Consider the following 25415-nt stretch of genomic DNA (forward strand, 5'->3'; position numbering starts at 1 on the left):
TATTTTTTATTTTAATAATCTTCCCGAAATATTTCCTGTTGCTGAACCTACTACCGCTCCTGCGACATTGCCCGACTTAGTAGCAGTCTGGTTCACATTGCGCATAAAATTCCCCGCACCACCTGCCTGAATGATCCACCCTGTCACGGTTGGTACCGTAAAATAGCCGATGATGCCAATCACCATATAGATGATGTAAACCGTATTGGAAGTGTCAGGAATAAAAGTCGGATCAGCGAGCATTTCAATATCCCGTTCTAAAATCAGAGTCTGTATCTTGGCAAGAATGGCGCTGAATATATCTGCAACCGGCAGCCATAGATAAACACTGATGTATCTTGTCAGCCATTGGCTCAAAGTGGTCTGAAATCCGTCCCATACTGAAATGGCAAAAGCAATCGGTCCTAATATTGAAAGTACAATCAGAAAGAAGGTTCTGATAGTATCAATGACTAAAGCTGCGGACTGAAAGAGGATTTCAAGAAATTCACGAAAACCATCTCTGATATCTTTCTTAATGGCGAACATCTCTCTCTCGATGTACATTCCTGACATCGTAACCAGATCCGTTGGTGACCAACCCAGCTCTTCCAGCTTTTTGTCAAATTCTTCGTTTGAAATCAAATACGCCATCTCCGGATTTCTGAGCATGGCTTCCCGTTCTAAAAGATCCTTTTTCTGCTGCAGCTCGTTCATATCCAAAACCTGATTTTCGAGCATCGAGTGACTGCCCTGAACAATGGGACTCATCACTCCATTCAAGCTTCCTAAGACCAATGTGGTAAAGAACACAATGCAGATGCCGATAGCAAAAGGTCTGAGCATAGGAAACAAATCAATCGGTTCCGCGCGACTCAGCGACTGCCAGACTTTTAAAGCCACATAGAACAGTGCTCCCAAACCGGCAACACCTTTGGCTACAGCCGCCATATCTGCACACATCGGCATCATTTCTTCGTAAACGGAACGCAGCACTTCGTGTAAGTTGTTCGGTTCCATCTTACCAGTATTTTTGATTAGAAGTTCCGTAAAGATTCAGCACTCTTTGGGTGTTGTTCTGCTTTTTAGCTCTCAGATAACTGACCGAAATATTTTTATTGGTGTAGTATCTTACCAAATTATGATAAGCTTTAACCTCCTTATACACCCGGTCAACAACATCCATCCTTTCTTTATCATTCAGAGAAAGACCGTTAGATGTGATGATCTCTTTCAGTTCTTTCAAGAGCTCTGTACTCTCGGTAAGAAGTGCAGAATAACCATTGGCAATAGAAGCTAATTCCTGAGCATTGAAGTTGGGGTCATTCAGCATCTTTCCGAAATTGTTCACATACATTTCAGAAACATCGCCCACCAAAAGCACTGTCTGCTGTACTTTTCTGGCGTCTTTGACTAGGTTATTGACCGCTTTGAGCTTATCGTAATATTCCTTTCCCTGTTCATACACTTTCTTAACTTCATTGAAGTTCTTTATCACATTAGATACGGTCGATGAGGTCTGCACAATTTCATTGGCAGAGTTCAGTATTCCTGATGCCAGGTTGGCAGGATCAGTCACTACAAATTGCGCTTTAGTAAATGTTACGGTAGCGAAGAATGCTACCATCATTGTTTTGATGATTAATTGTTTCATTGTTGTAAAATTTTAAATGATTTAATGGTCTTTTGTATTCGATTTGATTCTCTTGAGAGAAATCCGCTTGATGGCATGTTCAACATTGCCATCAAGTTCTGATGCAAGATTCATCACTTCCATCTTTTCTGTTTCTTCAGTGGTATAAGCCAGATATTCTTCGGTAGAAACTTCGGTTGCATAGACTGCAGAGTGCGTTCCGCCCAGCCCAATCCATACTTCTTTGTACAGTCTTCTCGGATCGTTGTTCATATTAATCGACAACACCTGAGATTTTTCCTTGTCAGTCAATCCCAGCATTGCCTGAATGTCGTCGAACTTGTTCATATACTTACGCTGATCAAGAAGAATCTTACAGTCTGAATTGTTGATGATACTTTCCTTTACAATCGGTGACTGTATGATATCATCGACTTCCTGAGTCACCACAATGGCTTCCCCAAAGAATTTTCTTACTGTCTTGAAAAGATATTTGATGTATTCTGCCATACCCTCCTTAGCGATCGCTTTCCACGCTTCTTCGATGAGGATCAGCTTTCTGATTCCTTTGAGTCTTCGCATTTTATTGATGAAGACTTCCATAATGATAATGGTCACAATGGGAAACAGAATCTTATGATCTTTAATCGCATCGATTTCAAAAACGATGAAACGTTTGGATAACAAGTCCAGCTGCTTTTCTGAATTGAGCAGATAGTCATATTCACCTCCTCTGTAGTAAGGTTCCAGCACATTAAGGAAGTTGGCAATATCAAAGTCTTTTTCCCTGACTTTCTTCTGCTCCAATACTTTCTGATAATCATCTTTCACATAATCATAAAAGCCATTAAAAGAAGGATGCTCTTCATTGGATTTAATCTTCTCAATGTATCCGCTGACGGCATTGGACAATGCTACTTCCTCGGAACGGGTTGGTGGTTCGTCATCTCTTTTCCAAAGTGTCAGAATTAAGGTTTTGATACTCTCCCTTTTTTCAATGTCAAAGACGCCGTCATCGGTATAGAATGGATTGAAGGCAATGGGATTGTCTTCGGTATAGGTAAAATAAACCCCATCCTCACCTTTCGTTTTTCCCTTAATCAGTTCACACAATCCCTGATAGGAATTTCCGGTATCGACTAATAGTACGTGAGCGCCCTGTTCATAATACTGTCGTACCATATGGTTCGTGAAAAAAGATTTTCCGCTTCCTGAAGGTCCGAGAATAAATTTATTTCTGTTCGTAATAATTCCCTGTTTCATCGGCAGGTCTGAAATATCAAGATGAATCGGTTTTCCCGTGAGACGGTCTGCCATCTTAATCCCAAATGGTGATGGTGAATCCTGATAGTTGGTTTCTTCGGTGAAAAAACATAAAGCAGGTTCGATGAATGTGTAAAAACTTTCTTCGCTTGGAAAATCTCCTGCATTGCCTGGGATTCCTGCCCAATATAGAGTGGCTGTATCCGTGGTATTATGGCGGGGTTTACATTCCATTAAGGCTAAAGCACTGCCTGTATCATTTTTCAGCTGCTTGAGCTCAGCAGGATTATCAGACCAGGACATCACATTGAAATGAGCACGAATCGATTGCAGACCATAAGAATGGGCTTCATTCAGATATTTCTCAATCCATTCTTTATTGATCTGATTGGCTCTGCTGTATCTCGCCAGTGAATGCATATTCCTTGCGGATTTTTCAAACTGGCGAAGGTTCTCATCACTGTTGTCAATAAACAGATACTGATTGTAAATATGATTACAGCTTAGCAGAAGCCCTACCGGAGAAGCAAATGACAGAAGACAGTCACTTCGGTCAGTACTTAGCTTTTCATAACGGCTGTGCGATGAAACAGTACCTGGCAAATCTTCAGTATCCGACAACGTATGCATACTGATTCGGTTGTTGCCGATTCTCATTTCCTCAGAACCTAACTTAATATCCTGTAATGATGGATGAGGTTCACGGGATAAAGTAAGATATTGTTCCAGTAATCCTGACCTTTCAGAAGTTCCTGATATTTCATCTTCAGTCATCCTTTCCAAATCTATGTAGCCACTGTCATTCATAATCCTTTCGAATTGATCGACCGCTTCAAGAAAACGACCGATGATTTCTTTGTCCTTAATCTCTTTTGGAATCAGTTTACCTTTACATAGAGATGAAAAGTTACTCTGCATCCGCATTCTCTCTTTACTTGTTTTGGTAATAAACAGATAGCAATAGTGATTTAGAAATGGTCGCTCATTGAAATGTCTTTCAAATGATTTGGACAAAAAACTTTGGTCTTCTCTTGACAAATCTGGGTTGTAATTCTCTTTGATAAACCAGTCCTGCTTATGAACCATTGTATAATCAGGAAGTGTTTTGATGGCCTTGAACCAGGCGGAATGCATCGCTTCATACTCAGCAGAAGCAACGGTAAATAGTTCAGGGAGCCTCACTTTAAAGCAAACCGTTACATCTGCATCTTTTGAAATGATACAGTCATTTTCAATAGCCAGCAATGGAAATTTGCTTTCCAAGGTGGCTGCTTTGGAAGAATTTCTCATCCTTTTGCTTTTATACGGTTTGTTTTCAAGTATCGATAAATGCTCTTACGGCTGATGATGTACTTAGGATGCTTCTTACAAGCGCCCATTTTCATCAAGCCATGTTCCCCGTATTTTCCATTCAGTGAGAAAGTCTGCCAGATTAGAAGTCCACTGCTGGCTCCTCCAAGGATAAGACAGAAGTATGTATTGACTCCTGCCATATACATAATCATCACACAAATGAGTAATCCTAATAACCCACCTGCGAATATGAATAGGTATTGTGCTTTAAGTCCCTTGAACTCTACCGTCCTTCCTATTCCTTTATTGATATGATAGGTATTCATAATTATCATTTTAAAGGAAGAATGAACGAAGGATTGTCGCTGCAACAATCAGGAAGATACAGGCACCAAACCAGCTGGCAGCAGTCTTACTGGTATCAGGATCGCCGCTGCTGAATTTGTTGTAAACCTTTACCCCACCTATTAACCCGACCACAGCACCGATTGCATAGATGAGTTGTGTCGCAGGTTCAAAATAAGAGGTGACCATCTGGGTTGCCTCATTGATGCCGGCAGTGCCATTACCCTGAGCTGAAAGATTAACTGCCAACATAAAAGCGACTGCTGACATCCAAATTTGAAATGTTTTTCTTTTCATAATCATTATTTAATTTGTTCTGATCTCCTGCGCTTTGCAGGATGATGAACAAATCTATCGGGCACTAAGACCTAGATTTGGAGATTGGCATTTCTAAGAATTCATTGGCTATCAGTTGCTTTAAATCAGTAGTTTTTAATTGGCTTAATTTCTGTACAGGATATGACTCACCAAAAAATATTGTTATGTACAAAAGATTCATTGCAGGTTTAGGCGGCGCAATTGCCTTAACTATATTACACGAGACCGTTAGAAAAAATTGTAAAAATGCACCTGAAATCAATAAGGTGGGAGAAGAAGCATTGGAGAAATCCTTAAACCAATTTGATGCAAGCGTCGATAGTCCGGATAAGCTTTACGCCGCCACATTAGTTGGTGATGTTATTGGAAACGGAATTTATTATGCTGGAGCCGCGACAAATAAAGCCGGTTTATTATCAGGATTGGCAATGGGAGTCGGAACAGTCCTATTGCCAGGAAAGATAGGATTGGATGATACTCCTGTTGCAGAAAATAACCAAAAGAAAATGATGACCATCGGTTACTATATATTCGGAGCGCTGGTAACCAAGCTGATTTATGACCGGATAAAATAAATTCAAATGTTAAGCCTTAAAGGCACATCATTTGAATAACGAATGTTACCAATCACACTTTATATTATATGAAAATTAAATCCCCCTACTTTGATAAGTAAGGGGATTTTTTTGAGTAAAACAGTAAGTTCATTAAATGAACTCCTCAATGTCGAAACCTTCGACTTCATCGTTACGACTGGAAAATCTATTAACATTTACATTCGAAGTGCTCTGGCTTAATAAATGGGCAATGCGCTGAGTCGCACTCTCCAACGAATTTTCTAATAGACTGAAAAGCTCTGTTCCCTGAATTTTTTGAATAATATCAACTGCTTGTTGCTCTAAGGCAGGCTCCAGGAATTCTTCCTGTAACAGCTGCCCCGCAGTACTCAACTCCTGAAAGGTAACCCCTGTGGCAAAACCGCTTTCAATCTCAGAAGAATCTCCATATTGCCAGTCTTCCTCTTCTTCCAAATTATCATTTTTGACCAGGATATCTCCTAATGATTTTTTTTCAGTACGCTGGTCAATCTCCTGCTCTTTGGTTTCTGAATCAAAATTTTCTGTTCTTACTTCTGCAGTTACAAATTGGCGTTGAATAGTAGATGATGGCAACGATTGCCTTTCTTCTTGCTTTATTTTTCCAATAATTGTTGGTGGATTTGATTTTGTTTCATTTTTTGTTTCAGGTGTAAGTCTTTTCAAAGATTTTTTATCCAATAACAGCAGGATTATAATGATTAAAAGAACTGTTATAATTAATTCCATAAGTGGGCATTTTAAAAGATGGGACGGTATTTATTGTTAAAATCTTCAGTGATTTCCTGCTCAAACATTTCAAAATGATGAGCAAGGATATTATCCAGATAAGCATATAGAGGAATCTGATCATCCGCTACAATCTGAATAATCCGGGACAGTCGCTCGTGGTATTCGTGACGGATGTATATACTTTTATCGCCACGTTTATTCATCGTATGATGAGTCAGAAACTGCTCCACATATTTAAGATCATTAGTTTTTTTCGCTTTGATTTTCGGTTTAGACAACTGCTTTTCGTCTGATATTATGGGTTTTGTATTTGCTAATTCTTTCTTGGTAGAACCAGCCATAATGGACATCAGGTAGTCTTCATCAATGCTGTTTTCTTCTCCGTTCTTTTTATCATTTTCCATCATTTATATCTTGATAATTCTTATAAATTCTTCCATAAACTGATCCAGCCTGCACTGAGTCATCAACTTAAGATCTGCCGGCAACAAGGTTGAGCGGAAAACCGTTTTTGCAACGGTCTCTCCTTCTTTCCTGAATCTTTTACTGTCTGCGATAGATGCTTCCATCAAATGCAGTCCTAACTCTCTGATAGCATTACTGTAGTTTTTATAGAGATAGGTTTTTTCCCTGCCATCGACCTGATTCCAAAGAAGATGAATCGATTTAATTGCAGTCTGCTTTTCTTTCATCAGGATATTGGTCAGAACATCCGTGAAACTTAAAGTGCTTTCCAAGATAAGCCGGTCGGCTGTGATGGGTGAAAAAATATAATGAACATGGGCAAGGGTTTTTAAAATGCCTGCTGTGTTGACGGTACCCGGAAGGTCTAAAAAAATAATATCGGGTATAGTTCCAGAGCCGTCTATAAACTTTTCTATTTCTTCCAATACAGTGTCAGCCCTGCTTTGGAAAATTGGATACGCTTTTTTCCCGATGGTGGTAAATTGTTGATGCGCCATCTTTTTTAAAACCGGGTTCTGCATCACTGTTTTTAAATCCCTTTCCCTCATCTGTATCAAACTGTACTGCGGAAAATCGCAGTCAAAGACTGCAACCTGATATCCTAAACGGTAATGTAAGATACTTGCAGCAAGTGATGTGAAAGTGCTTTTACCTACTCCGCCCTTTTGAGTTGAAAAAGCAATAATTGTTGGTTTTTTTACTATTTCCATTGTTTTGATTTTATTGTTAAACTTTTTTGATGATTTATATATGGCCAGCAGTACTGCCGTACTTCATCCTGCATTGAAAGGATTAATTATGGCGAGCCTACCTGAATTCAAGCTATCTGGATGGCCTTCCAACCTTAAGTCCAACAATCAATCAATCAATCAATCAATCAATCAATCAATCAATCAATCAATCAATCAATCAATCAATCAATCAATCAATCAATCAATCAATTCTGAGCGACTGCTGAGACTCAGTATTTAATAGATTCGTGATAGATGTCTTTCCAGAATCCCAGCTTTCCGGCATTCTGGAAAGCAAGACTTCAAGCCTTCAAGATTTATAAAGATCTAGCTTTATTACTTTCCTGCTGACCTTCCGTTACAAATGAAGATCTTGTTTCTTGTTTCTGATGATTAGCGGTTGGATTTGACTTCATACGTCTCTTTTTGGCATAGTTGACGATGGAGACTTTTGAATGATCTGTAACTTACTTTGCTAAAGAGTTTTTATGAACAACATTAGTCGTACTGAAAGGTAATTTCCTTTCACCCGAAAGGGGCAAGTTGTGTTTTGAGCATCTCGAAACGTTTTCGGATGCTGAAAACAACTTGCCCTTGCAGGGGGCTGGGAAAACAATCTCCGAAGTCGATGTTTTATGCAAATTAAACGGATGGATTATGAATGATCAGAATAATAAGAAGCAGCAAAAAACAGGTCGTCGTCCAAAGGCTGATCCTGCTAAAATTAGATATACGATTTCTTTTAATGAGGTCGAACACTCCCGGTTTCTTGAACTTTTTGATCAGTCAGGAATGACCGTCAAAGCTCATTTTATAACTTCCTGCATCTTTGAAAAGACAATAAAGACTGTCAAATTGGATAAAGGAACCATTGATTTTTATATGAGACTGACCTCATTTCACAGCCAGTTTCGTGCGGTAGGTGTTAATTATAATCAGATTGTAAAACTACTTTACACTCATTTTACGGAGAAAAAAGCGGCAGCATTACTTTTTAAATTGGAAAAGCAGACTATAGAAATGGTGGAAATCTTCAGAAAAGTAGTTCAATTAACTGAAGAGTTTAATCAAAAACATCTTAAGAACGAATGATCATATGATTGCTAAAATCGGAAGAAGCAGTAATTTGTTCGGTACATTGTCCTACAATAATCTGAAAGTAGAAGAGGAGAAAGGAGAAATTCTGTTGACAAACAAAATGATCGAAACTCCCAATGGGCAGTATACGGTAAGTCAGCTGTCAAAATCTTTTGAATCTTATCTGTTTGCCAATCGAAATACAGAAAAACATACCCTGCATATTTCTTTAAATCCAGATCCTAAAGACAATGTTTCTGATGAGAAATACAGGCAAATGGCTCAGCAATACATGCAGGAAATGGGCTATGGTGAACAGCCGTTTGTTGTATTTAAACATACGGATATAGACAGAAGTCACATTCATATTGTCTCTTTGTGCGTCGATGAGGAAGGTAAGAAGATTTCCGACAAGTTCGAAAAAGTGCGTTCGATGAAAATATGCCGGGAACTGGAAAAGCAATTCGGATTGATTTCAGCACTGGAAAAAGAAAATAAGGTGAACAGCCCGATTTTTAAAGCGGTCGATTACAAGAGAGGCGATATAAAAAGTCAGATTGCCTCAGCGATAAGACATATCAGTTCTCAATATCAATTTCAGTCCCTGGGTGAGTACAATGCTCTACTCTCTCTTTACAATATTACTGCTGAAAAAGTGGAAGGAGAACTGCACGGTCATTCGCAAAGAGGTCTACTATACTTTCCGACAGACAGGAAGGGTAAAAAGACAGGCCATCCTTTTAAAGCATCGCTGTTTGGGAAAAAGGCTGGTTTTGATTCTTTGGAAAAGTACTTTGAATCGTGCAGAGCAAAAATGAAAAGTCTTCCCGTGAGGGAAAAACTGAAGGAAAAAATCGTATTGATATTACAATCTTCAAACAATGAAAAATCATTTATTAAAAAATTACAAAAAGAAGGCATTGAAACAGTAATCCGTAAAAATGATCAAGGAAGAATTTACGGAATGACTTTTATTGATCATCAGTCAAAAACGGTCTGGAAAGGATCTCGTTTGGGAAAGGAATGTTCAGCCAATGCTTTTAATGATAAATGGAATAATTCAAGTAAGGTAGCAAATGAGGAAATGAAAGATCAACAGACTTTTTCTCCGAAACTTACTCAAGACAGCAATCATCTTTTCAATGCAATTGAAAATAGCGGGGATTCTTTTTTCGAATCCTTTAGGGGAATTCTTCCGACTTTAAGTGATGAAAATGATTACGAAGAAATTGAATTTGCCAACAGAATGAAGAAAAGAAAAATAAGAAAAAGGAGATAACTAAATCAAGTCTAATATGAACTGACAGCGTTTTTCAACAGTATCTTTTGGAACAACAACAAGTTCATACCCAAATTTAGTATAAGTCAGTCTCATTTGTTCATAGGTTTCGACGGCTTGTTCCCAGTTTTGTTTGCGTTCCGCATCGGTTATATAGATTTCCTTCCAAGGCGGAAGTATAAATACTTTTCGGTGATATACAATGGTTTCTGTCAACTGTGTAAGGTCTTTAGGGATTGGCAGCTTTTCCATTTTCATATAGCAGATTGTATCGGGTAATGCTCTGTCGAAAAAAACAATGCTTTCTGAAGACTCGTTGATAACGTTCCAATAGCTTTGTAGAGAAGCTTCGGCCATCAGCTGGGCATAGAGTGCCTTGTTCTTCCAAGGTAATCCATTTCCATCAAGAAGTATTTGTTCCTTAATGATTCGCCTTGCATCTTCAGGTACGATTTTAAGTCCTTTCTCCTGAAGTGCATTGATTAAAGTTGTTTTGCCCGCACCTGGACCGCCGGTGATTACATGGAGTTTCATTTTACAGTAATTTAATTATTATTTTATTCATGCGCCAGGCATACTGCCTAATACTGCCATACAGCTACAAAAGTTGCCCAGTCAGTTTGCGTCTCTATTGACTATATAAATTCCAGCACTAACCTATTATTATAAGAAAAATGCAGGGAGAAGACGACTTGAGGGGATTAGCCAAAATTATGGCATTTATGAGGACAGTGAGCATTATGGTTATGATAATGCACCTTTACTGGTTCTGCTATGGATTTTTTGATGAGCGCCAATGGACAATAGACATCGCTACAAAGATACTGCATAATTTTAACCGTACAGCAGGGTTATTTTCTCAACCTTTATATACTAAAATCTTTGCAGTCCTACTATTAGGCCTGAGCTGTCTTGGAACGAAAGGTATAAAAAATGAAAACATTACCTGGAACAAAATCAACCTTACACTTGTAACGGGGTTTCTACTGTTTTTCCTTAACGGTTGGTTGCTGAAAGTTAATATTCTTCTTGCAGTACATCTGTATTTTTTTTCGACTGGACTGGGGTATATTTTGTTAATGCAGGCCGGAGTCTGGATGAGCCGCATATTGAAAAACAATTTGATGGATGATGTCTTCAACAGTGAAAATGAAAGCTTCCAGCAAGAGACAAAACTGCTCTATAATGAATATTCTATAAATCTTCCTACAAAATTCTATTATCAAGGGAACTGGCATCACGGATGGATCAACGTCGTTAACCCTTTTCGTGCGACCATTGTATTAGGAACACCAGGCTCCGGAAAATCTTATGCTGTAGTCAATAATTATATCAGGCAGCATATCGAAAAGGGCTTTTCCATGTATATCTATGATTTTAAATTTGATGACCTTTCAACGATCGCTTATAATCACCTTTTAAATCATTATGATGCTTATAAGATAAAGCCTAAGTTCTATATCATCAATTTTGACAACCCAAGAAAAAGCCACCGATGTAATCCTTTAAATCCAGATTTTATGACGGATATCTCGGATGCTTATGAAGCGGCCTACACCATTATGCTGAATTTGAATAGAAGCTGGATACAGAAACAAGGAGACTTCTTTGTGGAATCGCCAATCATTCTATTAGCGGCTATTATATGGTTTTTGAAAATCTATGATAATGGCAAGTATTGTACTTTTCCACACGCTATTGAACTGCTGAATAAGAAATATGAAGATGTATTTACCATTCTTACCTCCTATTCTGAATTGGAAAACTACCTCTCCCCTTTTATGGATGCCTGGCAGGGCGGTGCGCAGGATCAGTTGCAGGGACAGATTGCATCAGCAAAGATACCTTTATCAAGAATGATTTCACCTCAACTGTACTGGGTAATGACCGGAGAAGATTTTTCATTGGATATTAACAATCCGAAAGAACCAAAAATTTTATGTGTCGGAAATAATCCTGACCGACAGAATATTTATTCTGCGGCACTGGGGCTTTACAATTCGAGGATTGTAAAACTGATTAATAAGAAAGGTCAGCTGAAAAGCTCAGTCATTATTGACGAGCTGCCAACCATTTATTTTAGAGGTCTTGATAATCTAATTGCAACTGCACGAAGTAATAAGGTTTCTGTTTGTTTAGGATTTCAGGATTTTTCTCAGCTTACAAGGGATTATGGTGATAAAGAAAGTAAGGTCATCCAAAATACAGTCGGAAATATTTTCAGTGGACAGGTAATCGGTGAAACAGCGAAGGCTTTATCTGATAGGTTTGGCAAAGTGTTACAGAAAAGACAGAGTATATCGATCAACAGGAATGACACTTCTACATCTATTTCAACACAATTGGACAGTTTAATTCCTGCCTCCAAGATATCCACTTTAACACAGGGATTTTTTGTAGGTGCTGTTTCTGATAATTTTGATGAAAGAATAGAACAGAAAATTTTTCATTCTGAGATTGTCGTTGATGTTGCAAAACTTGCAGCAGAGGAAAAGCACTACCAAAAGATACCGAAAATTCGTTCGTTTGGGGATGAGGAGGGGAATGATTGTATGCGGAATGAAATAGAAAAAAATTATAAAAGTATTAAAACTGATATTTTAAAACTCATATCAGATGAAATACAGAGAATTTCTAATGATCCCGATTTGCAACACCTCATCAATAAAGATGTATAAACCATAAACGTTATTGAGTTTATGGTTTATACAACGCGTTTCACTCCCCTTCTGTTTGTTGAAAATGCTGGGCAAGATTATCGCTGACTATGTTCAAAAACTTGGTCGGTCCCTGTTTTCGGTTTCGGATTTCAAAGATGGTCTTGTGAAAATTTCCAAGGTTTGTGCCGAGTGATTTTTCCACAAATCGAATTACTTCACTGAGTTCCACATTACCACCGTTGAAGCAGCGCATATGATACAGGGCATATACCAATTCGATAAGACCAACCTTCGACGCGGACCAGACCAGTCCGGATGAATTTTGATTTCCATTATTTTCTGATAAGCTATCAATTTGTTTTTTTAAGTATTGGTCAATCCTTTCATTCGCCAAAAATTTTGAGATCAGCTGATCATGAGAGGTAGTGAAGCTTGTGTCGAAATTGTAAAAGCCTAATGAGAGTTTCATTTTAAGATCATAGGAATTCCGGACAAATATTTTATGATCAAGGTACGTGGCTTCCCTTCTGTAATAACTGTAAAAGTCAGATTGTTCCGTGTAAAAATTCTTAAGCTTTTCCTGTTCTGTCTCATAGTATTGCTTCAGTGCATTCTTTCCGGCATTGGGTTTGTGGGATTCTAAATCTAAAACTGTTGAATAGTAAATAAACTTCGAAATGAATTTTGGTTTCAGCTTTTTGAAGAAATGAATTTCTTCGCCTTTATTCTCAAAAGGATGAGCAGAGACTAAAGACTTTAATTTTCTGATAGAATCATCGATTAACAGTAAAGATCTTTCTGCAACCTTGAGCATGTCGTCTTCATTATAAACTTCATTGATTTTGAGCTCCAATTCTTCATGCAGCTTTGCAATTTTTCTAAAAATAGTTTTTGTTACCATGTCCTTTTTTTAGAAATTTACAAAAAAACGTTTAGTGACCGCTTATTCAGCTGATTTCCAATTCCTGTTTTCTCTTTTTAATATAATCCGTAGGTCGTATACCGTTAATTTCGAAGAACAGTTTTGAAAAATTCTGACGTGCTGCTATTCCGCACTCTTCAGACAAAGCTTCTACGGTATAGTGAAGATATTTATTGTTGGTATTCAGGAGATGGGTAATGTATTGTATTCGGAGTTGAGCAATATATTTTGTAAAGTTCATGCCTTTATTTTCATTGATGTACACCGACAAATAATGAGCATTGGTATTGAGCTTACCAGCTATACTGTTCTGAGTGATGCCTTTCTTTGTAAATTGCAACTCCCGTTCAAATTTTTCAAGTTTTTCCTTTATTTCAACAGTCACTTCCGGGCTCAGAAAAGTTTTTCTGATTGAATAATCTTCTGGTTCTTCTGTAACAATATCTCTTTTTTCATAAGTACCCTCTGCCATTCTTTTTTGAAGCCAATCGTATTGCTTTTTTATTTTTCGGTCTTTCACATACCGGATCACGAAAAATGATAGGACAAGCGTTCCTGAAAGTATTAATATCTGCGCTATTCTGATCTTTCGCAGACTCGCCTTCTCTATATCGTCCCTTTGCTCAATCAGGGACTTACGATCGTAATCCTTATGTAGTTTTGCGGACAGATAAGGATAATCTTTTGTCATTAAACTGTCAGCTTTAAGGAGCTGTTTGGTGTAATATAGCTCCTTACTGAGATCCTTTCCTTGATAATAATCAATCAGGTAGTTATAGCTTTTAAAGACCTCAGGGAGAATAAAGTCCTCTCTTTGAAAAATAGAATCTACTTCACTGTAATAAGCTATGGCTTTATTTTCATTATTTTCAAATTCTGCGATTTTTGCTAAGTAATAATAAATAACAGATGCCCATGCAAAATCATTTCTCTGGATAATGTTTGGTAAAGCGGTCTCAAGGTCAGCTTTTGCCGAGGTGTAGTCTTTTTTTAGAAATTCAGAAATTCCAATACATTTTAAAAAATAGCTGTTTTCCAGTATAAAATCAGGATTATTTTTTGTTAGTTGATATCCTAATAGACTGAGACTGTCACTTTTAGAGAAGTTTTTTAAATACCTGTTGATCACTGCCAATTGATGCAGTGAATTGAAATAGGCTTTTTTGTAGTTAAACTGGAGGTTTTCGTGAAGCTTTTGATAATCTTGAGAGCTGTAAAACGCAGCACAGTCCTCAAAATGCTCCAGCGCCTCATCATAATAACCCAGATGTTCTTTCACAATTCCCAGATGATAAATAACCTTATACTTATGGTATTCATCTTTCGAGCCTTTAGAGTACTCATAAGCTTTCAAATACTGGTTTAAGGCCTGTTTATATTTTTTATGGTAGAAATAGTAGATGATTCCTTTGCTCAGAAAATCTTTGCTGATGTCATCTTTTGTTCCATGTTTTAAGCTGAGCATTAGAGCACTGTCAGCATATTTTATTTTGTTTTTCAGATCAAACTGTCTTCCGTCTCTGTAGCCCTGAAGCAATTTGGGAATATTATGTTCGGCTTTGGCTTTTTCTATATACAACTTAACATTAGGCATCGCACTGATGTCGTCAATGGTCATTTTTTCATAGTGGCCTCTGATCTCCCTGAAAGTACTTTCTATTTTTTTCTGTGCTGATAGTAACTGTGAAAATGCAGAAAGTAAGACGAGGAAGTAGTTTAACTTTTTCATATACTGATTATTAGAACCTCACCATCTCAAAAATACGCATTTTGATCTTAAATAATGCCTTTGGCAGCCAATGAAGACCATTCGATACAGTAAAATGTTGTTACCATCGATAACTAAGCCTTTAAGGGCTTTTTCGTGATGGTACAATTTTAAAATAGAGACGTCTCAATTCTAAAATAGCCCCACAGGACAGTTTTTTTGTGCATTGCAGCCTTCTAACTTTGGCTTTAGAATTCTAATTCAATCCGACGTCGGGATAACCAAATCAAACCAATTACAATGAAAAAGTTTATCCCAATTTTTAGTATAGCGATAGCTGCAATAAGTTTACAAAACTGTTCGAACCGAGATCTAGAAATCTTGGATCTTAATGAGTCAGATGATATCCAAAAAAATCAGGTGATGAGAAAAGATTCTGCCAAATCATCTGAGGAGATTGTAGATCCCGATCCGCCGGTTAGAGATGGCGATAACTGGAGGATCACGCATAAAGATTAATCAATTCATGAACTATGATTCCTCATACCTCCATATCAGCTGTCACAGGCTTACCATGTCCGGAAAGCGGCATCTGGGAGAGTATGGGGAATTTCAGAACAACTGTAACATTATGTAAAGGTGAACCGATGCCTGACTACTGCGGAATGAAAATAAAATGGAGACTGATCCAGGTTTGTTAAACATATTAAAAACAAAGCCATGAAATCTTTTAAGACGATCTTTATCAAAGGTGTTTCCTATTTTTTCATCCTATTGTTTATTTATGCGAGTGTGAGTAAACTGTTGGACTTTGAGAATTTCCAGGTACAGTTAGCGCAGTCACCGATGCTTGGAGCCTATGCAGGCATCGTTTCATTGCTCGTTATTGGTGTTGAACTGGTAATTGTCTATCTCTTAGTCATCCGAAAATTTCGCATAACAGGGCTTTATGCAGCTCTTGGTATCATGTCCGCTTTTACGATGTACATCTATCTTATATTAAATTACAGTGATTCTATTCCCTGCTCCTGCGGAGGTATACTTGAGAAAATGGATTGGAATCAACATCTAATGTTTAATATATGTTGTGTTCTCTTATTGATCGTGGCAATTATCTTTAATGGCTTTACAAACAGGATAAAGTTAATGAGTCGGCTTGCATTGTCTACAATCCTGCCATTATTGTCTGTAGTGCTGTTATTTGATATAAATGTTGATGAGCACCGAGGGTCTTTTAAAAGGTATGTAATTGAACCATTAAAAGTGGAATGTCAAATATTGAAGTTTCCTATGAACAACTATTATTTTGCAGGTAGTTATGGTGATTCTCTATTTTTAGCAAACCGCAAAACACCATTGCTTCTTTCAACCATAACACCTGATTACAATTCTATTAAACTGGACACGATCAGACTAGATAACTATAAGTATGATTTTGTCAGTGTTACAATTAATGTCTTATACCCTTATTTCAGCGTATCTGATGGAAAGGTGCCGGTAATTTTTGAAGGGAAGTTCCCAACTTTAATGGCCTACGAGACAGGTATTAACCGACTTTATTTTTCGCGGTTCTATATGATTGAACCACAAAAATATGTATTTAAAACAATGCTTGTTAAAACAAAAGAAAGTGAACTAGGCATTTTAAATACTGCAAAAAAGGAATATCAAATCTTTCCGGATGTATTACAGAAAAAGACAGACGGCGTTTTTGACACAGACGGCGATATGGCTATAGACCATTACAACAAAAAAATTATTTACACTCATTTTTATCTCAACGAGATGATAACAGCGGATTTTAATTTCCATAATATTCAAAGAAACAGAACGATTGATTCCCTGTCCCATATCGCAATTGAAACCAAAACACTTAAAAACGGACAACAAAAGTTATTGCGATCTCCAAGTGTCATCAACAGGGCGCAAACTTTATATGATAATAAGTTTTATAATGTATCAAATATAAGGGGCAAAGACGAATCCCTTAAAGTATCCAGAAATAATTTTATCATTGATGTCTATAATAATCAAACGAAACAATATCTCTACAGCTTTTATATCAGGAATCATGATAAAGATAAAATCAGAGGGATATTATGCACAAAACATTATTTCTATGTACTGTCTGGTAACAAAATTTCAAGATATACATTTAAATAATATCTGTTGGCCGACAGAACAGGGAATGCCGAAAACCTGTTGATTTAGAGTAGGCATAACATCAAATTTTATTACAATGAAAAATTTCATTTTACCCGCAGTTCTAATTCTGATAGGAACAGGAACTGCATTCGCTACTCAAAAAGAAAAAAGTAGCAAAGAACATTTAGCAGTTAGACAGGGCTATATTTTTAACAATGTAACCAATCAGTGGGATAGAAGCATCATGTGTAAAGAAGAGGTTGATCCTATTTGCACAGTTAATGGTCTGCCATCAGGACAGCAGGTATTTGGAACGACCGGGCCTGACGTTGATCACCCGGAAACGGCTAATGTCGAATTATACAAAATCAACTAAAAATAGCTCCCGAAAGGGAGCTTATTTTAATGGTTTGAGTTAAAAATTACTGTTATCAGCAGAAAAAGTTTTTATAAAATCTGTTGACTAATTATAATACAACATTAAATTTGACAAAATGAAAAATTATTTATTAGCTACAGTCCCCATTTTATTAGGAATCGGAGCTGTTGCCCTTACAAAAACTGAAAGAAGTAACATGGAGAAGGCAGCTATTAGACAAGGCTATATTTTTAATCACTCAACCAATCAATGGGATCGAAGCGTTATGTGCGGAACAGATGGGACCATTTGTACTGTTAATGGTTTACCAGCTGGACAGCAGGTTTTTGGGACTGATGGACCTGAAATTGATCATCCGGAGACGGCTAATGTTGAATTATATAGGCTAGACTAAGAAACTCCCTTTCGGGAGTTTTTTATTGAGTTAGTGGGCGAATCCACTCTGCCGGCTTTTTATTCTTCAGATAATAATCGAACCATTGCCAGATTTTAATATTAAAATCCAATTGATTGAAAGGTTGTAAGACGTTATGGGTTTCATTGATGTATTCCAGCAAAACAGCTTTTTTCATCTGTCTTTTTATTCCCATAAAGAACATCCTTGCCTGAGCAGGTGATACGTTTTTATCATTCAACCCTGTCCAAAGCAATACAGGCGCTTGAATATTTTTCACATGAAAAACCGGCGAGTTCTCCAGATAAAGATTCCAATGATCCAGGACATTATTGTTCATCCTCATCTGATGATTTTCAGTTCTCATATAGTTCGGCTTAGTCATGAATTCAGATTGGCTAAGCGCATGCGAAACCAAATCAGAAATCATAACTCCCGCCACACCTGTCTTAAAGTATTTCGAATTTGTCAGCGCAAGACCGGTCTCATATCCCCCGTATGACAGCCCTATCACTCCAATATTTTTGTCATCGATTGATGCCAGCGATTTGGCTGAATCGATGCTTTTTTCCAAAGACAATAAAATGCTATTTTTAACATTTGCTACTTCGTATTGGAGATCCGGAAGTAAAACGATATAGCCATTTATCAGATAATGCATATAATTGAATCCGGTCATTATATTTAAATAAGGCTGCAAGAAAAATAACACATCGTGCGAAAGCTCCTCATAAATATTCACAATCATCGGATATTTTTTGTTGGGATCATAGTTGACAGGTAATAAGAGTGCTGCGTTGGAAGTTCCTAAATCGGTTTTATATTGAAATATTTCGTACCTAGCTCCTTCGAATCCTTTCTTTTCTTTTTTTAGAGACTCATAAACAGTATGATATTTGCCTCTTTCGAGGATTGTCAGCTTAAAAGGCTCCAAGGCAAAACCAGATGTTAAAAAATATCCGTTATCATAAGGTATTATATCCCTGTAATGACCTTGTTGGAAAAATGTTGTTTTATTGTTTTTATCGGTAACGGTGGCAAATCCTGAATCATAAGACAGCGTATTGAACGTCTTAAACATTAAATCCCGTGAAAGATCTATTTCTGCCATTCTCATATTCCAGGATGATTTCGGGTAATGCTCTTTTGACAACTTGAGTTGATATTTCATTTGTACTTCTTGTCCCATTGTCATCCGTTTTACCTGCATGGTTTTCAGGTCGATTACAAAATAATCAAACTGGTTGGAAATCATTATCGCAGATTTGCCTTTAATTTTAACAGGTTTAGTGGCAGGGCCTTTAGCTAAGCCGCTATGTTCCGGACTGTCCCAACCCTTTGTATTAGGAGGTGTAAGATCAACCTCTTTCCCCGTAATAATATTATGAGCTATCCAAGTCTTATCATTAAAATAGACAAACTGTTTTGTATCGCGATCCCAAAGATAGTTGCCTTCCTCTATTCTTTTTTCGGGCAATAAATATGAATTTTTACCATAATTTAAAAACAGATTTAAATCAAGGATTCTATTTTGTTGCTCTTCCACAACATCATCCGCTAAATCATACACAATGAAATCTCCTCTGTCATTTAAAAATTTATAGACAGGTATTTCATCATTTACATCAGGTAGATAATCCCATTGATCGTTTTTAAGATTATAAATGCCCAAATGGTAATAGAGCATTTTATCCTCACCGTTCCTATTGGAATAGGTGATCTTCAATTCGGGATTTTCATGACGCTCCAGCTTACTTTTCAAATACAACGGAAATATAAAATGTTCATTTTCCCGAACTTCCAAATAGGTAATTAACCGGGTGGTTGATTCAAATCCTTCGGGCACAGCTACCAGCTGCTTGATTAACTTTTCTGATCGAAGGTCAACACTGTAGAGTTCAATTTGCTTTGATTGGACATTGGCGGCATATATTCGCTGATCAACTGAAGAAATCCATTGGATATCACTATTAACCTTATAGGTCTTAGAGCGATAACTTGTCAGATTCGTTACAACAAGGTCATTTCCTGATGTATAGATTAGATTATTGGTAGTAGTATCAAGTTTATAAACCCTTACATCCTGTTTTCTCCACAATACTTTTCCCTCTATGGAAACTAACAGAAGTTCTCTTACACTTGGATTAAATAGAATCACTTGAGCCGATTGTTGTGCAGGTTCGATTAAATAGTTACCTGAAACTTCCGTGGACTGACCAGTTCTTAAATCTGTGAATCGACAATGATTACTATTGCGCATCAGCAGTAAATCATCATTTAAAAATTGAAATTGATCATAATTACCCAGCATTGTCGTTTTATCCTTTTTGACATCCAACAATTCATAGTTATTCTTTCCATAGGTATTGCTGTGGTTTAGAATAACGTAACGCCCATTAGGACTGTTCGCCCTTAATGCTGTTTCATAATATTGCTTGTAAACTGCGTTTAAACTGTCAATATCCTGAGACCAGCAAAGTCCCTGAATGATTAGGAATGCCAGCATATATAACCTAGTAACCATCATTCTGCGGATTTAAGTTAGGATTTAATAACAATTCACTTGCAGGCAGGGGCAGCAATTTAAAATAGGGTCTCCACTGCCCTTTCTTAGAAATCATTATGACATCTGCAAAGTCGTAATGCTTTAAGTCATAGAATCGGTGTCCGAACTCAGTAAATAATTCAGACCTTCTTTCCTGAATTAAAGCATTGATCAAGATATTTTGATCAGTTGTATTGGCTAATGATGCTAAACCAGCACGGTTCCTTATCGTATTGATATCTGCAATTCCCAAGTCATATTGGCCCTTTTTAATATAAGCTTCTGCTCTTATCAAATACAGTTCTTCTACTCTTAAAATGACCGAATATTCTAATGAGGTCGGACTGGTGTAATACTGTTTATATTTATATGGATAATAATACGTTTTATTTTGCGCATCTGTCTTTTGCCCTATCCAAGCGGCTTTTCTTTGATCTCCAGTCTCAAATTCATCTATAAAATCCTGTCGTAGCGCAACATTGGTCGGCGGGGCTGTGTTCAGGATAAATACATTGCCCTGGTAGGCATTGTAGGTAGCACCAAAAGGTAACAGATGCCATATACTTCCTGAGCTGTCTTTCAGGAATACCTTGTTTAAGTCAGCCTCCATTTTATATTGGACATCTGCGATGACAAGGTTGGAATACTGAAGTGCGGAATCCCAGTTTTTTTCATAATAGGCCATTCTTGCCAATACGGTGTAAGCTGCCATCTTTGTCGGATATACCCTATTACCTACAGCCAAAGTGGCGGGTAAGAGTGGTACTGCCGTTTCCAGATCTGTTTTACACTGGGCATAGACCTGACTGGTACCTAGCTTACCGATGCTCTGGTTAACCTGATAATTTGTCGAGGTGACGTAAGGGATTGAGCCGAATGTCTGGGTTAGGTAAAGATGCAGCAAAGCCCTGAGAAAATATCCTTCCCCTTTTAACCGGTTTTTAACTTCTGAGCTCAGGCTGTCCGAATTTTCAACCCCTTCAATAACGGCGTTGATGTTGTAAATCTGAGTATAGGTGATCGTCCATAAATTCTTGATCTTATCGGTAGTGGCCATATGGCTCAGGTTATAAAAGATGGCAGCATCTGTTGTAGCTGAACCATAGGCCTGAAGCTCATCTGCATACGCCGCCAGCACAAGCTGAGCCCCTGATGGAGCTCCTGACAAAAACCCCTGCTCGTCTAATGATCGATAAACACCTGCCATGGCAGATTTAGCCAGCTGGTCATCTTTGAAGACGACTTCTCTTGTTATTTGATTTTTAGGGAGTCCAACTTCCGTAAAGCGGTCACAGCTGTTATTGATCAGAAGGGAAAGAATCAAAAAATTTGGTAATATGATATATTTTAAAATTGTATTTTTCATAATGATGCACTTTAATAGGTTAATGAAAGACCAAAACTGACTACTCGGAGCGGGCTGGTGTAGCCTGCCGCCATAAATTCAGGGTTTCCTTCTTTATAACTGGAAAAAACAAAGAGATTCTGTCCGCTCATAAAAAGCCTGGCTTTCAGCTTGCTGTTGCTGTCCGATGGTATGCTGTAGCTCAAGGTTGCATTTTTTACTCTGACGGTGAACGAATCAGAAACGGTAGCATCGCTAAGGAGAAAAAGGGAACTCGCTGTCACTGCGGCTGGGCTGTATCCTGCACTGGGCTTTTGAAACTCGGCATCAGGATTTTCCGGTGTCCAGTAATCGGTGAATATGGCCGGCATATTGGACATGTTACCGATATTGCCGTACATCGATTTCACATTGTACTGGCTCTGGCTTACAAACTGCAACAGCAGATCGAAACTCCAGTTTTTATACTGGATACTGTTCTGTAGTCCGCCATACCAGTATTCCTTAATCTCTTTGCTTACGTTACGGTCGGCAGTATTGATCTTTCCATCCTGATTCGTGTCATAAAAGGTATATAAACCGGTGACAGGATCGATGCCCGTATATTGATACAATTTGACAAGAGAAATGGATTTTCCAATTTCAAATCTGTTAGCGTAGGTCGACTTATCAAGATTGGGGAACTTCATGAGTTTGTTCTCCGGCAACGTAAAGTTGAGACTGGTCGTCCATTTCCAGTATTCGGTTTTAACAGGAACCGATTCCATAGAAACTTCCAGACCACGGTTTCTTACCGTAGCGTCAAGATTGGCCTGAATACTGCTGAATCCTACTGTGGCAGGCATTGGGATACCGACAAGCTGGTTGGAGCTGGTGTTGTGGTAATAGCCTATGTTCAGATTTAGCCGCTCTTTAAATAGACCCATTTCTAAAGCAGCCTCGAACTTGCGGGTCAGCTCCCATCCGAAGTTTTTATTATATAGCCGTTGTGGAACCAATCCTGAATTCCCACCATAGGAGCCGCCGGTGGACTGATAGGTATCGTAATACTGATAGTCTCCGATCTGGTCATTCCCTGCTATACCATAGCTGGTTCTCAGTTTTCCGAAACTTAACCAGGACCGGTCTTTCAGTAGTTTCTCTTCTGAAAATAACCACGAAGCCCCAATAGCGCCAAAATTGGCGTATCGTCTTTCTGAACCGAATCTGCTGGACCCGTCACGTCGGCCTGTTAAATTTAAAAAGTATCTTTTGTTATAGCCGTAATTGAGCCTGGCGTAAACGGCTTGGTAGCGGTATAGGGATTCACTCGCGCTGGGAACCGTAATGGAAGCTGCGGCTGCCATATTGGTCAACAGGTCATCTGAAGGGAAATTTCTTCCGAGAATAACGATATTATCGGATTTCTGTTCCTGAAATGAAGCCCCTACCAATGCGGAAAACTGGTGTTTTTCCAATCGTTTTTCGTAGTTCAGCTGAGGCTCAAGGATCCAGCTCTCGTTCAATTTCTGGGCTTTTCTGAGAGAAGAACTGCTGCTGCCGATATTGCTGGACGGGTTATAGGTTGTCTTTGGGAAAATTTTCTGCTCATAACTGTTGTAAGTACTGTAACCACTATTCAGATTAGCACTGAATCCGCTCCCGAATTGGTAGCTGGAAGTCATATTCGCATTTAAACTCTTGGTTTTTACTGAAAAGGTCTGCGTTGCAGGTCCCATAGGATTGTTAAATGTATTGTTCTCCCAGTTGATCATTCCGCTGGACGTATACAGATCCGGAGCATTAGGTGCTAACACCGGATATACAATATTGAAGTCAGTCGGTGGAAGTACATTATCCTGCAATGCAGCAGTCCCATTAAAACCGATCTGGAATTTTCGGTCAGCGCTGGTATGGTTGACACTGACTCCCATGTTATTTCTCTTATAGCGGTAGCTTCCCGGAAAAACGGTTGTTTCCTCATTGTGACCACCGGAGACCGTGAATTGTGTGTTGCCACTGCCGCCTGATACACCAAGCTGTACATCCGAAACCTCCGCTGTATTTCCGACGAAGTATTTCTGCCAGTCCGTCGTTTTTTCTGGACTCCATACCCCATTGATATCATAAGCATTGGAGGGCACTGCTACGCCATCATTGGCAAAAGCCAGTCGACGCATCGCGACATATTCTTCCAGGTTCATCATTTTTGGCAGGTTGGTCATCTGTCCCAATCCGTAACTTGTTCTCAGGTTGACCTCTGTTTTTTCTTTTTTGCCCCTCTTTGTGGTGATTAAGATAACACCATTAGCCCCCTTGCTTCCATAAATGGCAGTGGCATCGGCGTCCTTAAGGACCTCAAGCGATTCAATGTCATCGGGATTGATTGAATTCAGAGGGTTCGTTTCATTGTATGGAAGGATGCTTGCGGTCATTCCACTATTGAAATCATTGACCAGAGGCAGAGGAACGCCATCGACAATGTATAACGGTTTATTGCCGTCATAACCGGTCGTTGAATAGCTTCGTAAGCTGTTTCGTCCCCGGATCTTTATATCAAAGCCTCCGCCGGCAACTCCGGAATTTTGTGTAATACTTACGCCCGTCATTCTGCCCTGTAAAGCTGACAGGACGTTGTTGACAGGCTGGTTTTCGATGTCTTTTGCCGAAACTTTGGCGATGCTACCGGTTCTCTCTCTGTCTTTAACCTTGTAGTAGCCTGCGTTGAGAATAACTTCTTCGATTCCCTTTACTTTTTGTTCTAAGCTGATATTAACGACGGTCTGATTAGAGAGTGTGACTTTTTCTTCTGCATAATCAGGGTGTCTGAACAATAGGACGGGATTTTCTGCTGAAACCTGTATGGTGTAGGTTCCGTTATTAGCGGTCATGGTTACCTGATCACTGCCCTCCTGGGAGATAATGACTCCCGACAATGGTTTATTGGATGAGGTGACGGTACCGGAAATGGTGCGTGTTTGGGCTTTTGATTGAGTGCTGACAGCGGCCAGCATAAGGCCAAAGAAAATACCTCCTATATGGTAATAGGAATTTTTCATAGATTTGTAAAGGTTTTTAATTTTCTAAAGATTAATTACTGAACTACGCTCTTTCCTGATGTTTTAGTCGACTGACAGGAAGGGGCTTTTTTACATTCTTCTGTTTTTAAGTTGAGTAGTTTTTTGATTCTTTTTTTAGTAAAACTTTCCTGATGCCCTTTGGTATGAAAAAGGACTGGTGAGGTTCTGTAAGCAGTGACCGCAAGGCACCGGAAAGAATTTAATATGAATGAATCTGTGTCCCGTGTGAGCTATTGAAAGCCGCAATAGGTTGTACCCTCCTATTGTATCGTGTCTGATACTATTTTTAGGAAGCGGGCTTAGATTGTAATGTAGAGGATAAAGCGAACTGCATTGAAAAAGACGGCGTGGGACTCTACATTATCCGATTTGGGGTACTGGCATACCTTTGAGACAGACAAGAGAGCCCACGCCTAGGTCGTGAGCTTAATACTTATCCTCTTGTCTCTTTAAAAAGTGCCAGTTTTCAAATCAAGATTCTAAGCAATAGCTTCTATTATTCTTTGAAGTATCGCAAAGTTACATTTATTGTAACCTATTTTACAAA

The 25415-nt window shown here is 38.5% G+C and carries 24 protein-coding genes; 10 read left to right on the plus strand and 14 right to left on the minus strand.

Features of this window, described 5'->3' with window-relative positions:
• Positions 1–6: 6 nt before the first annotated feature.
• Genes traJ through BUR19_RS06845 form a run of 5 tightly spaced genes read right to left on the minus strand, consistent with a single transcriptional unit; the run spans position 7 to position 4783 of the window.
• Positions 7–999 (minus strand): conjugative transposon protein TraJ, encoded by a 993-nt coding sequence (traJ, locus tag BUR19_RS06825; protein WP_074234161.1) that lies wholly within the window; start codon positions 997–999, stop codon positions 7–9.
• Position 1000: 1 nt separating this feature from the next.
• Positions 1001–1633 carry a DUF4141 domain-containing protein gene (locus tag BUR19_RS06830; RefSeq protein ID WP_074234163.1) on the minus strand — a complete coding sequence of 211 codons (633 nt, stop codon included), beginning with the start codon at positions 1631–1633 and terminating at the stop codon, positions 1001–1003.
• A gap of 21 nt (positions 1634–1654) precedes the next feature.
• Positions 1655–4165, minus strand: coding sequence for a TraG family conjugative transposon ATPase (locus BUR19_RS06835; protein WP_074234165.1), 2511 nt, complete (start codon positions 4163–4165; stop codon positions 1655–1657).
• Entirely contained in the window at positions 4162–4494 is a 333-nt protein-coding gene (locus BUR19_RS06840; RefSeq protein WP_074235578.1) for a DUF4133 domain-containing protein, read from the minus strand. The genes BUR19_RS06835 and BUR19_RS06840 overlap by 4 nt, the downstream gene beginning before the upstream one ends.
• Before the next feature lie 10 nt (positions 4495–4504).
• Positions 4505–4783 carry a DUF4134 domain-containing protein gene (locus BUR19_RS06845; RefSeq protein WP_379955520.1) on the minus strand — a complete coding sequence of 93 codons (279 nt, stop codon included), beginning with the start codon at positions 4781–4783 and terminating at the stop codon, positions 4505–4507.
• Between the two features lie 212 nt (positions 4784–4995).
• Between BUR19_RS06845 and BUR19_RS06850 the strand changes: the two genes are divergently transcribed.
• A complete protein-coding gene (locus tag BUR19_RS06850) occupies positions 4996–5406 on the plus strand; it encodes a hypothetical protein (RefSeq protein ID WP_083600666.1) in 411 nt (136 codons plus the stop codon).
• 132 nt (positions 5407–5538) lie between these two features.
• Here BUR19_RS06850 and BUR19_RS06855 read toward each other — a convergent pair whose 3' ends face one another.
• From BUR19_RS06855 to BUR19_RS06865, 3 genes are read right to left on the minus strand one after another with little or no spacing between them, the layout of a single operon-like run.
• Positions 5539–6156: a hypothetical protein gene (locus tag BUR19_RS06855; RefSeq protein ID WP_074234167.1), complete on the minus strand. Its 618-nt coding sequence runs from the start codon at positions 6154–6156 to the stop codon at positions 5539–5541.
• 11 nt (positions 6157–6167) lie between these two features.
• A complete protein-coding gene (locus tag BUR19_RS06860; RefSeq protein WP_074235581.1) occupies positions 6168–6563 on the minus strand; it encodes a DUF3408 domain-containing protein in 396 nt (131 codons plus the stop codon).
• 3 nt (positions 6564–6566) lie between these two features.
• Positions 6567–7334 carry a ParA family protein gene (locus BUR19_RS06865; RefSeq protein WP_074234169.1) on the minus strand — a complete coding sequence of 256 codons (768 nt, stop codon included), beginning with the start codon at positions 7332–7334 and terminating at the stop codon, positions 6567–6569.
• 40 nt (positions 7335–7374) lie between these two features.
• On the opposite strand from BUR19_RS06865, the gene BUR19_RS06870 reads away from it, so the two are divergent.
• The 3 genes from BUR19_RS06870 to mobB all read left to right on the plus strand — a co-directional run bounded on the left by BUR19_RS06870 (position 7375) and on the right by mobB (position 9711).
• Entirely contained in the window at positions 7375–7596 is a 222-nt protein-coding gene (locus BUR19_RS06870; RefSeq protein WP_074234171.1) for a hypothetical protein, read from the plus strand.
• 416 nt (positions 7597–8012) lie between these two features.
• Entirely contained in the window at positions 8013–8447 is a 435-nt protein-coding gene (gene mobA / locus BUR19_RS06875) for a conjugal transfer protein MobA (RefSeq protein WP_074235582.1), read from the plus strand.
• A 4-nt stretch (positions 8448–8451) separates the two neighbouring features.
• On the plus strand, positions 8452–9711 hold the full coding sequence (mobB, locus tag BUR19_RS06880; RefSeq protein ID WP_074234174.1) for a conjugal transfer protein MobB: 1260 nt from the start codon (positions 8452–8454) through the stop codon (positions 9709–9711).
• Here the strand turns inward: mobB and BUR19_RS06885 are convergent, their stop codons facing one another.
• Entirely contained in the window at positions 9712–10245 is a 534-nt protein-coding gene (locus BUR19_RS06885; RefSeq protein ID WP_074234175.1) for an AAA family ATPase, read from the minus strand.
• A gap of 140 nt (positions 10246–10385) precedes the next feature.
• Between BUR19_RS06885 and mobC the strand changes: the two genes are divergently transcribed.
• Entirely contained in the window at positions 10386–12389 is a 2004-nt protein-coding gene (mobC, locus tag BUR19_RS06890) for a conjugal transfer protein MobC (protein ID WP_074234177.1), read from the plus strand.
• Positions 12390–12429: 40 nt separating this feature from the next.
• Here mobC and BUR19_RS06895 read toward each other — a convergent pair whose 3' ends face one another.
• Positions 12430–13272 (minus strand): RteC domain-containing protein, encoded by an 843-nt coding sequence (locus BUR19_RS06895; RefSeq protein WP_074234179.1) that lies wholly within the window; start codon positions 13270–13272, stop codon positions 12430–12432.
• A 46-nt stretch (positions 13273–13318) separates the two neighbouring features.
• Positions 13319–15022, minus strand: coding sequence for a helix-turn-helix domain-containing protein (locus BUR19_RS06900; protein WP_074234181.1), 1704 nt, complete (start codon positions 15020–15022; stop codon positions 13319–13321).
• 279 nt (positions 15023–15301) lie between these two features.
• Here BUR19_RS06900 and BUR19_RS06905 point away from each other — a divergent pair, with 279 nt between their 5' ends.
• From BUR19_RS06905 to BUR19_RS06920, 5 genes are all read left to right on the plus strand, one after another.
• A complete protein-coding gene (locus tag BUR19_RS06905) occupies positions 15302–15520 on the plus strand; it encodes a hypothetical protein (protein WP_074234182.1) in 219 nt (72 codons plus the stop codon).
• A gap of 14 nt (positions 15521–15534) precedes the next feature.
• Entirely contained in the window at positions 15535–15702 is a 168-nt protein-coding gene (locus tag BUR19_RS18925; protein ID WP_175565876.1) for a hypothetical protein, read from the plus strand.
• Positions 15703–15721: 19 nt separating this feature from the next.
• Positions 15722–17164, plus strand: a complete 1443-nt coding sequence (locus tag BUR19_RS06910; RefSeq protein ID WP_074234184.1) for a MauE/DoxX family redox-associated membrane protein — start codon at positions 15722–15724, stop codon at positions 17162–17164.
• A gap of 76 nt (positions 17165–17240) precedes the next feature.
• Complete coding sequence (locus BUR19_RS06915) at positions 17241–17522, plus strand: DUF6520 family protein (RefSeq protein ID WP_074234186.1); 282 nt, start codon at positions 17241–17243, stop codon at positions 17520–17522.
• A gap of 118 nt (positions 17523–17640) precedes the next feature.
• On the plus strand, positions 17641–17919 hold the full coding sequence (locus tag BUR19_RS06920) for a hypothetical protein (protein WP_074234188.1): 279 nt from the start codon (positions 17641–17643) through the stop codon (positions 17917–17919).
• Positions 17920–17941: 22 nt separating this feature from the next.
• Here the strand turns inward: BUR19_RS06920 and BUR19_RS06925 are convergent, their stop codons facing one another.
• From BUR19_RS06925 to BUR19_RS06935, 3 genes are read right to left on the minus strand one after another with little or no spacing between them, the layout of a single operon-like run.
• Complete coding sequence (locus tag BUR19_RS06925; RefSeq protein ID WP_083600668.1) at positions 17942–20446, minus strand: alpha/beta hydrolase family protein; 2505 nt, start codon at positions 20444–20446, stop codon at positions 17942–17944.
• Positions 20433–21830, minus strand: coding sequence for a RagB/SusD family nutrient uptake outer membrane protein (locus tag BUR19_RS06930; protein WP_074234192.1), 1398 nt, complete (start codon positions 21828–21830; stop codon positions 20433–20435). The genes BUR19_RS06925 and BUR19_RS06930 overlap by 14 nt, the downstream gene beginning before the upstream one ends.
• 11 nt (positions 21831–21841) lie before the next feature.
• Entirely contained in the window at positions 21842–24847 is a 3006-nt protein-coding gene (locus BUR19_RS06935; protein ID WP_074234194.1) for a SusC/RagA family TonB-linked outer membrane protein, read from the minus strand.
• Between the last annotated feature and the right edge of the window lie 568 nt (positions 24848–25415).

This window comes from Epilithonimonas zeae (assembly GCF_900141765.1).
Lineage (GTDB): Bacteria > Bacteroidota > Bacteroidia > Flavobacteriales > Weeksellaceae > Epilithonimonas > Epilithonimonas zeae.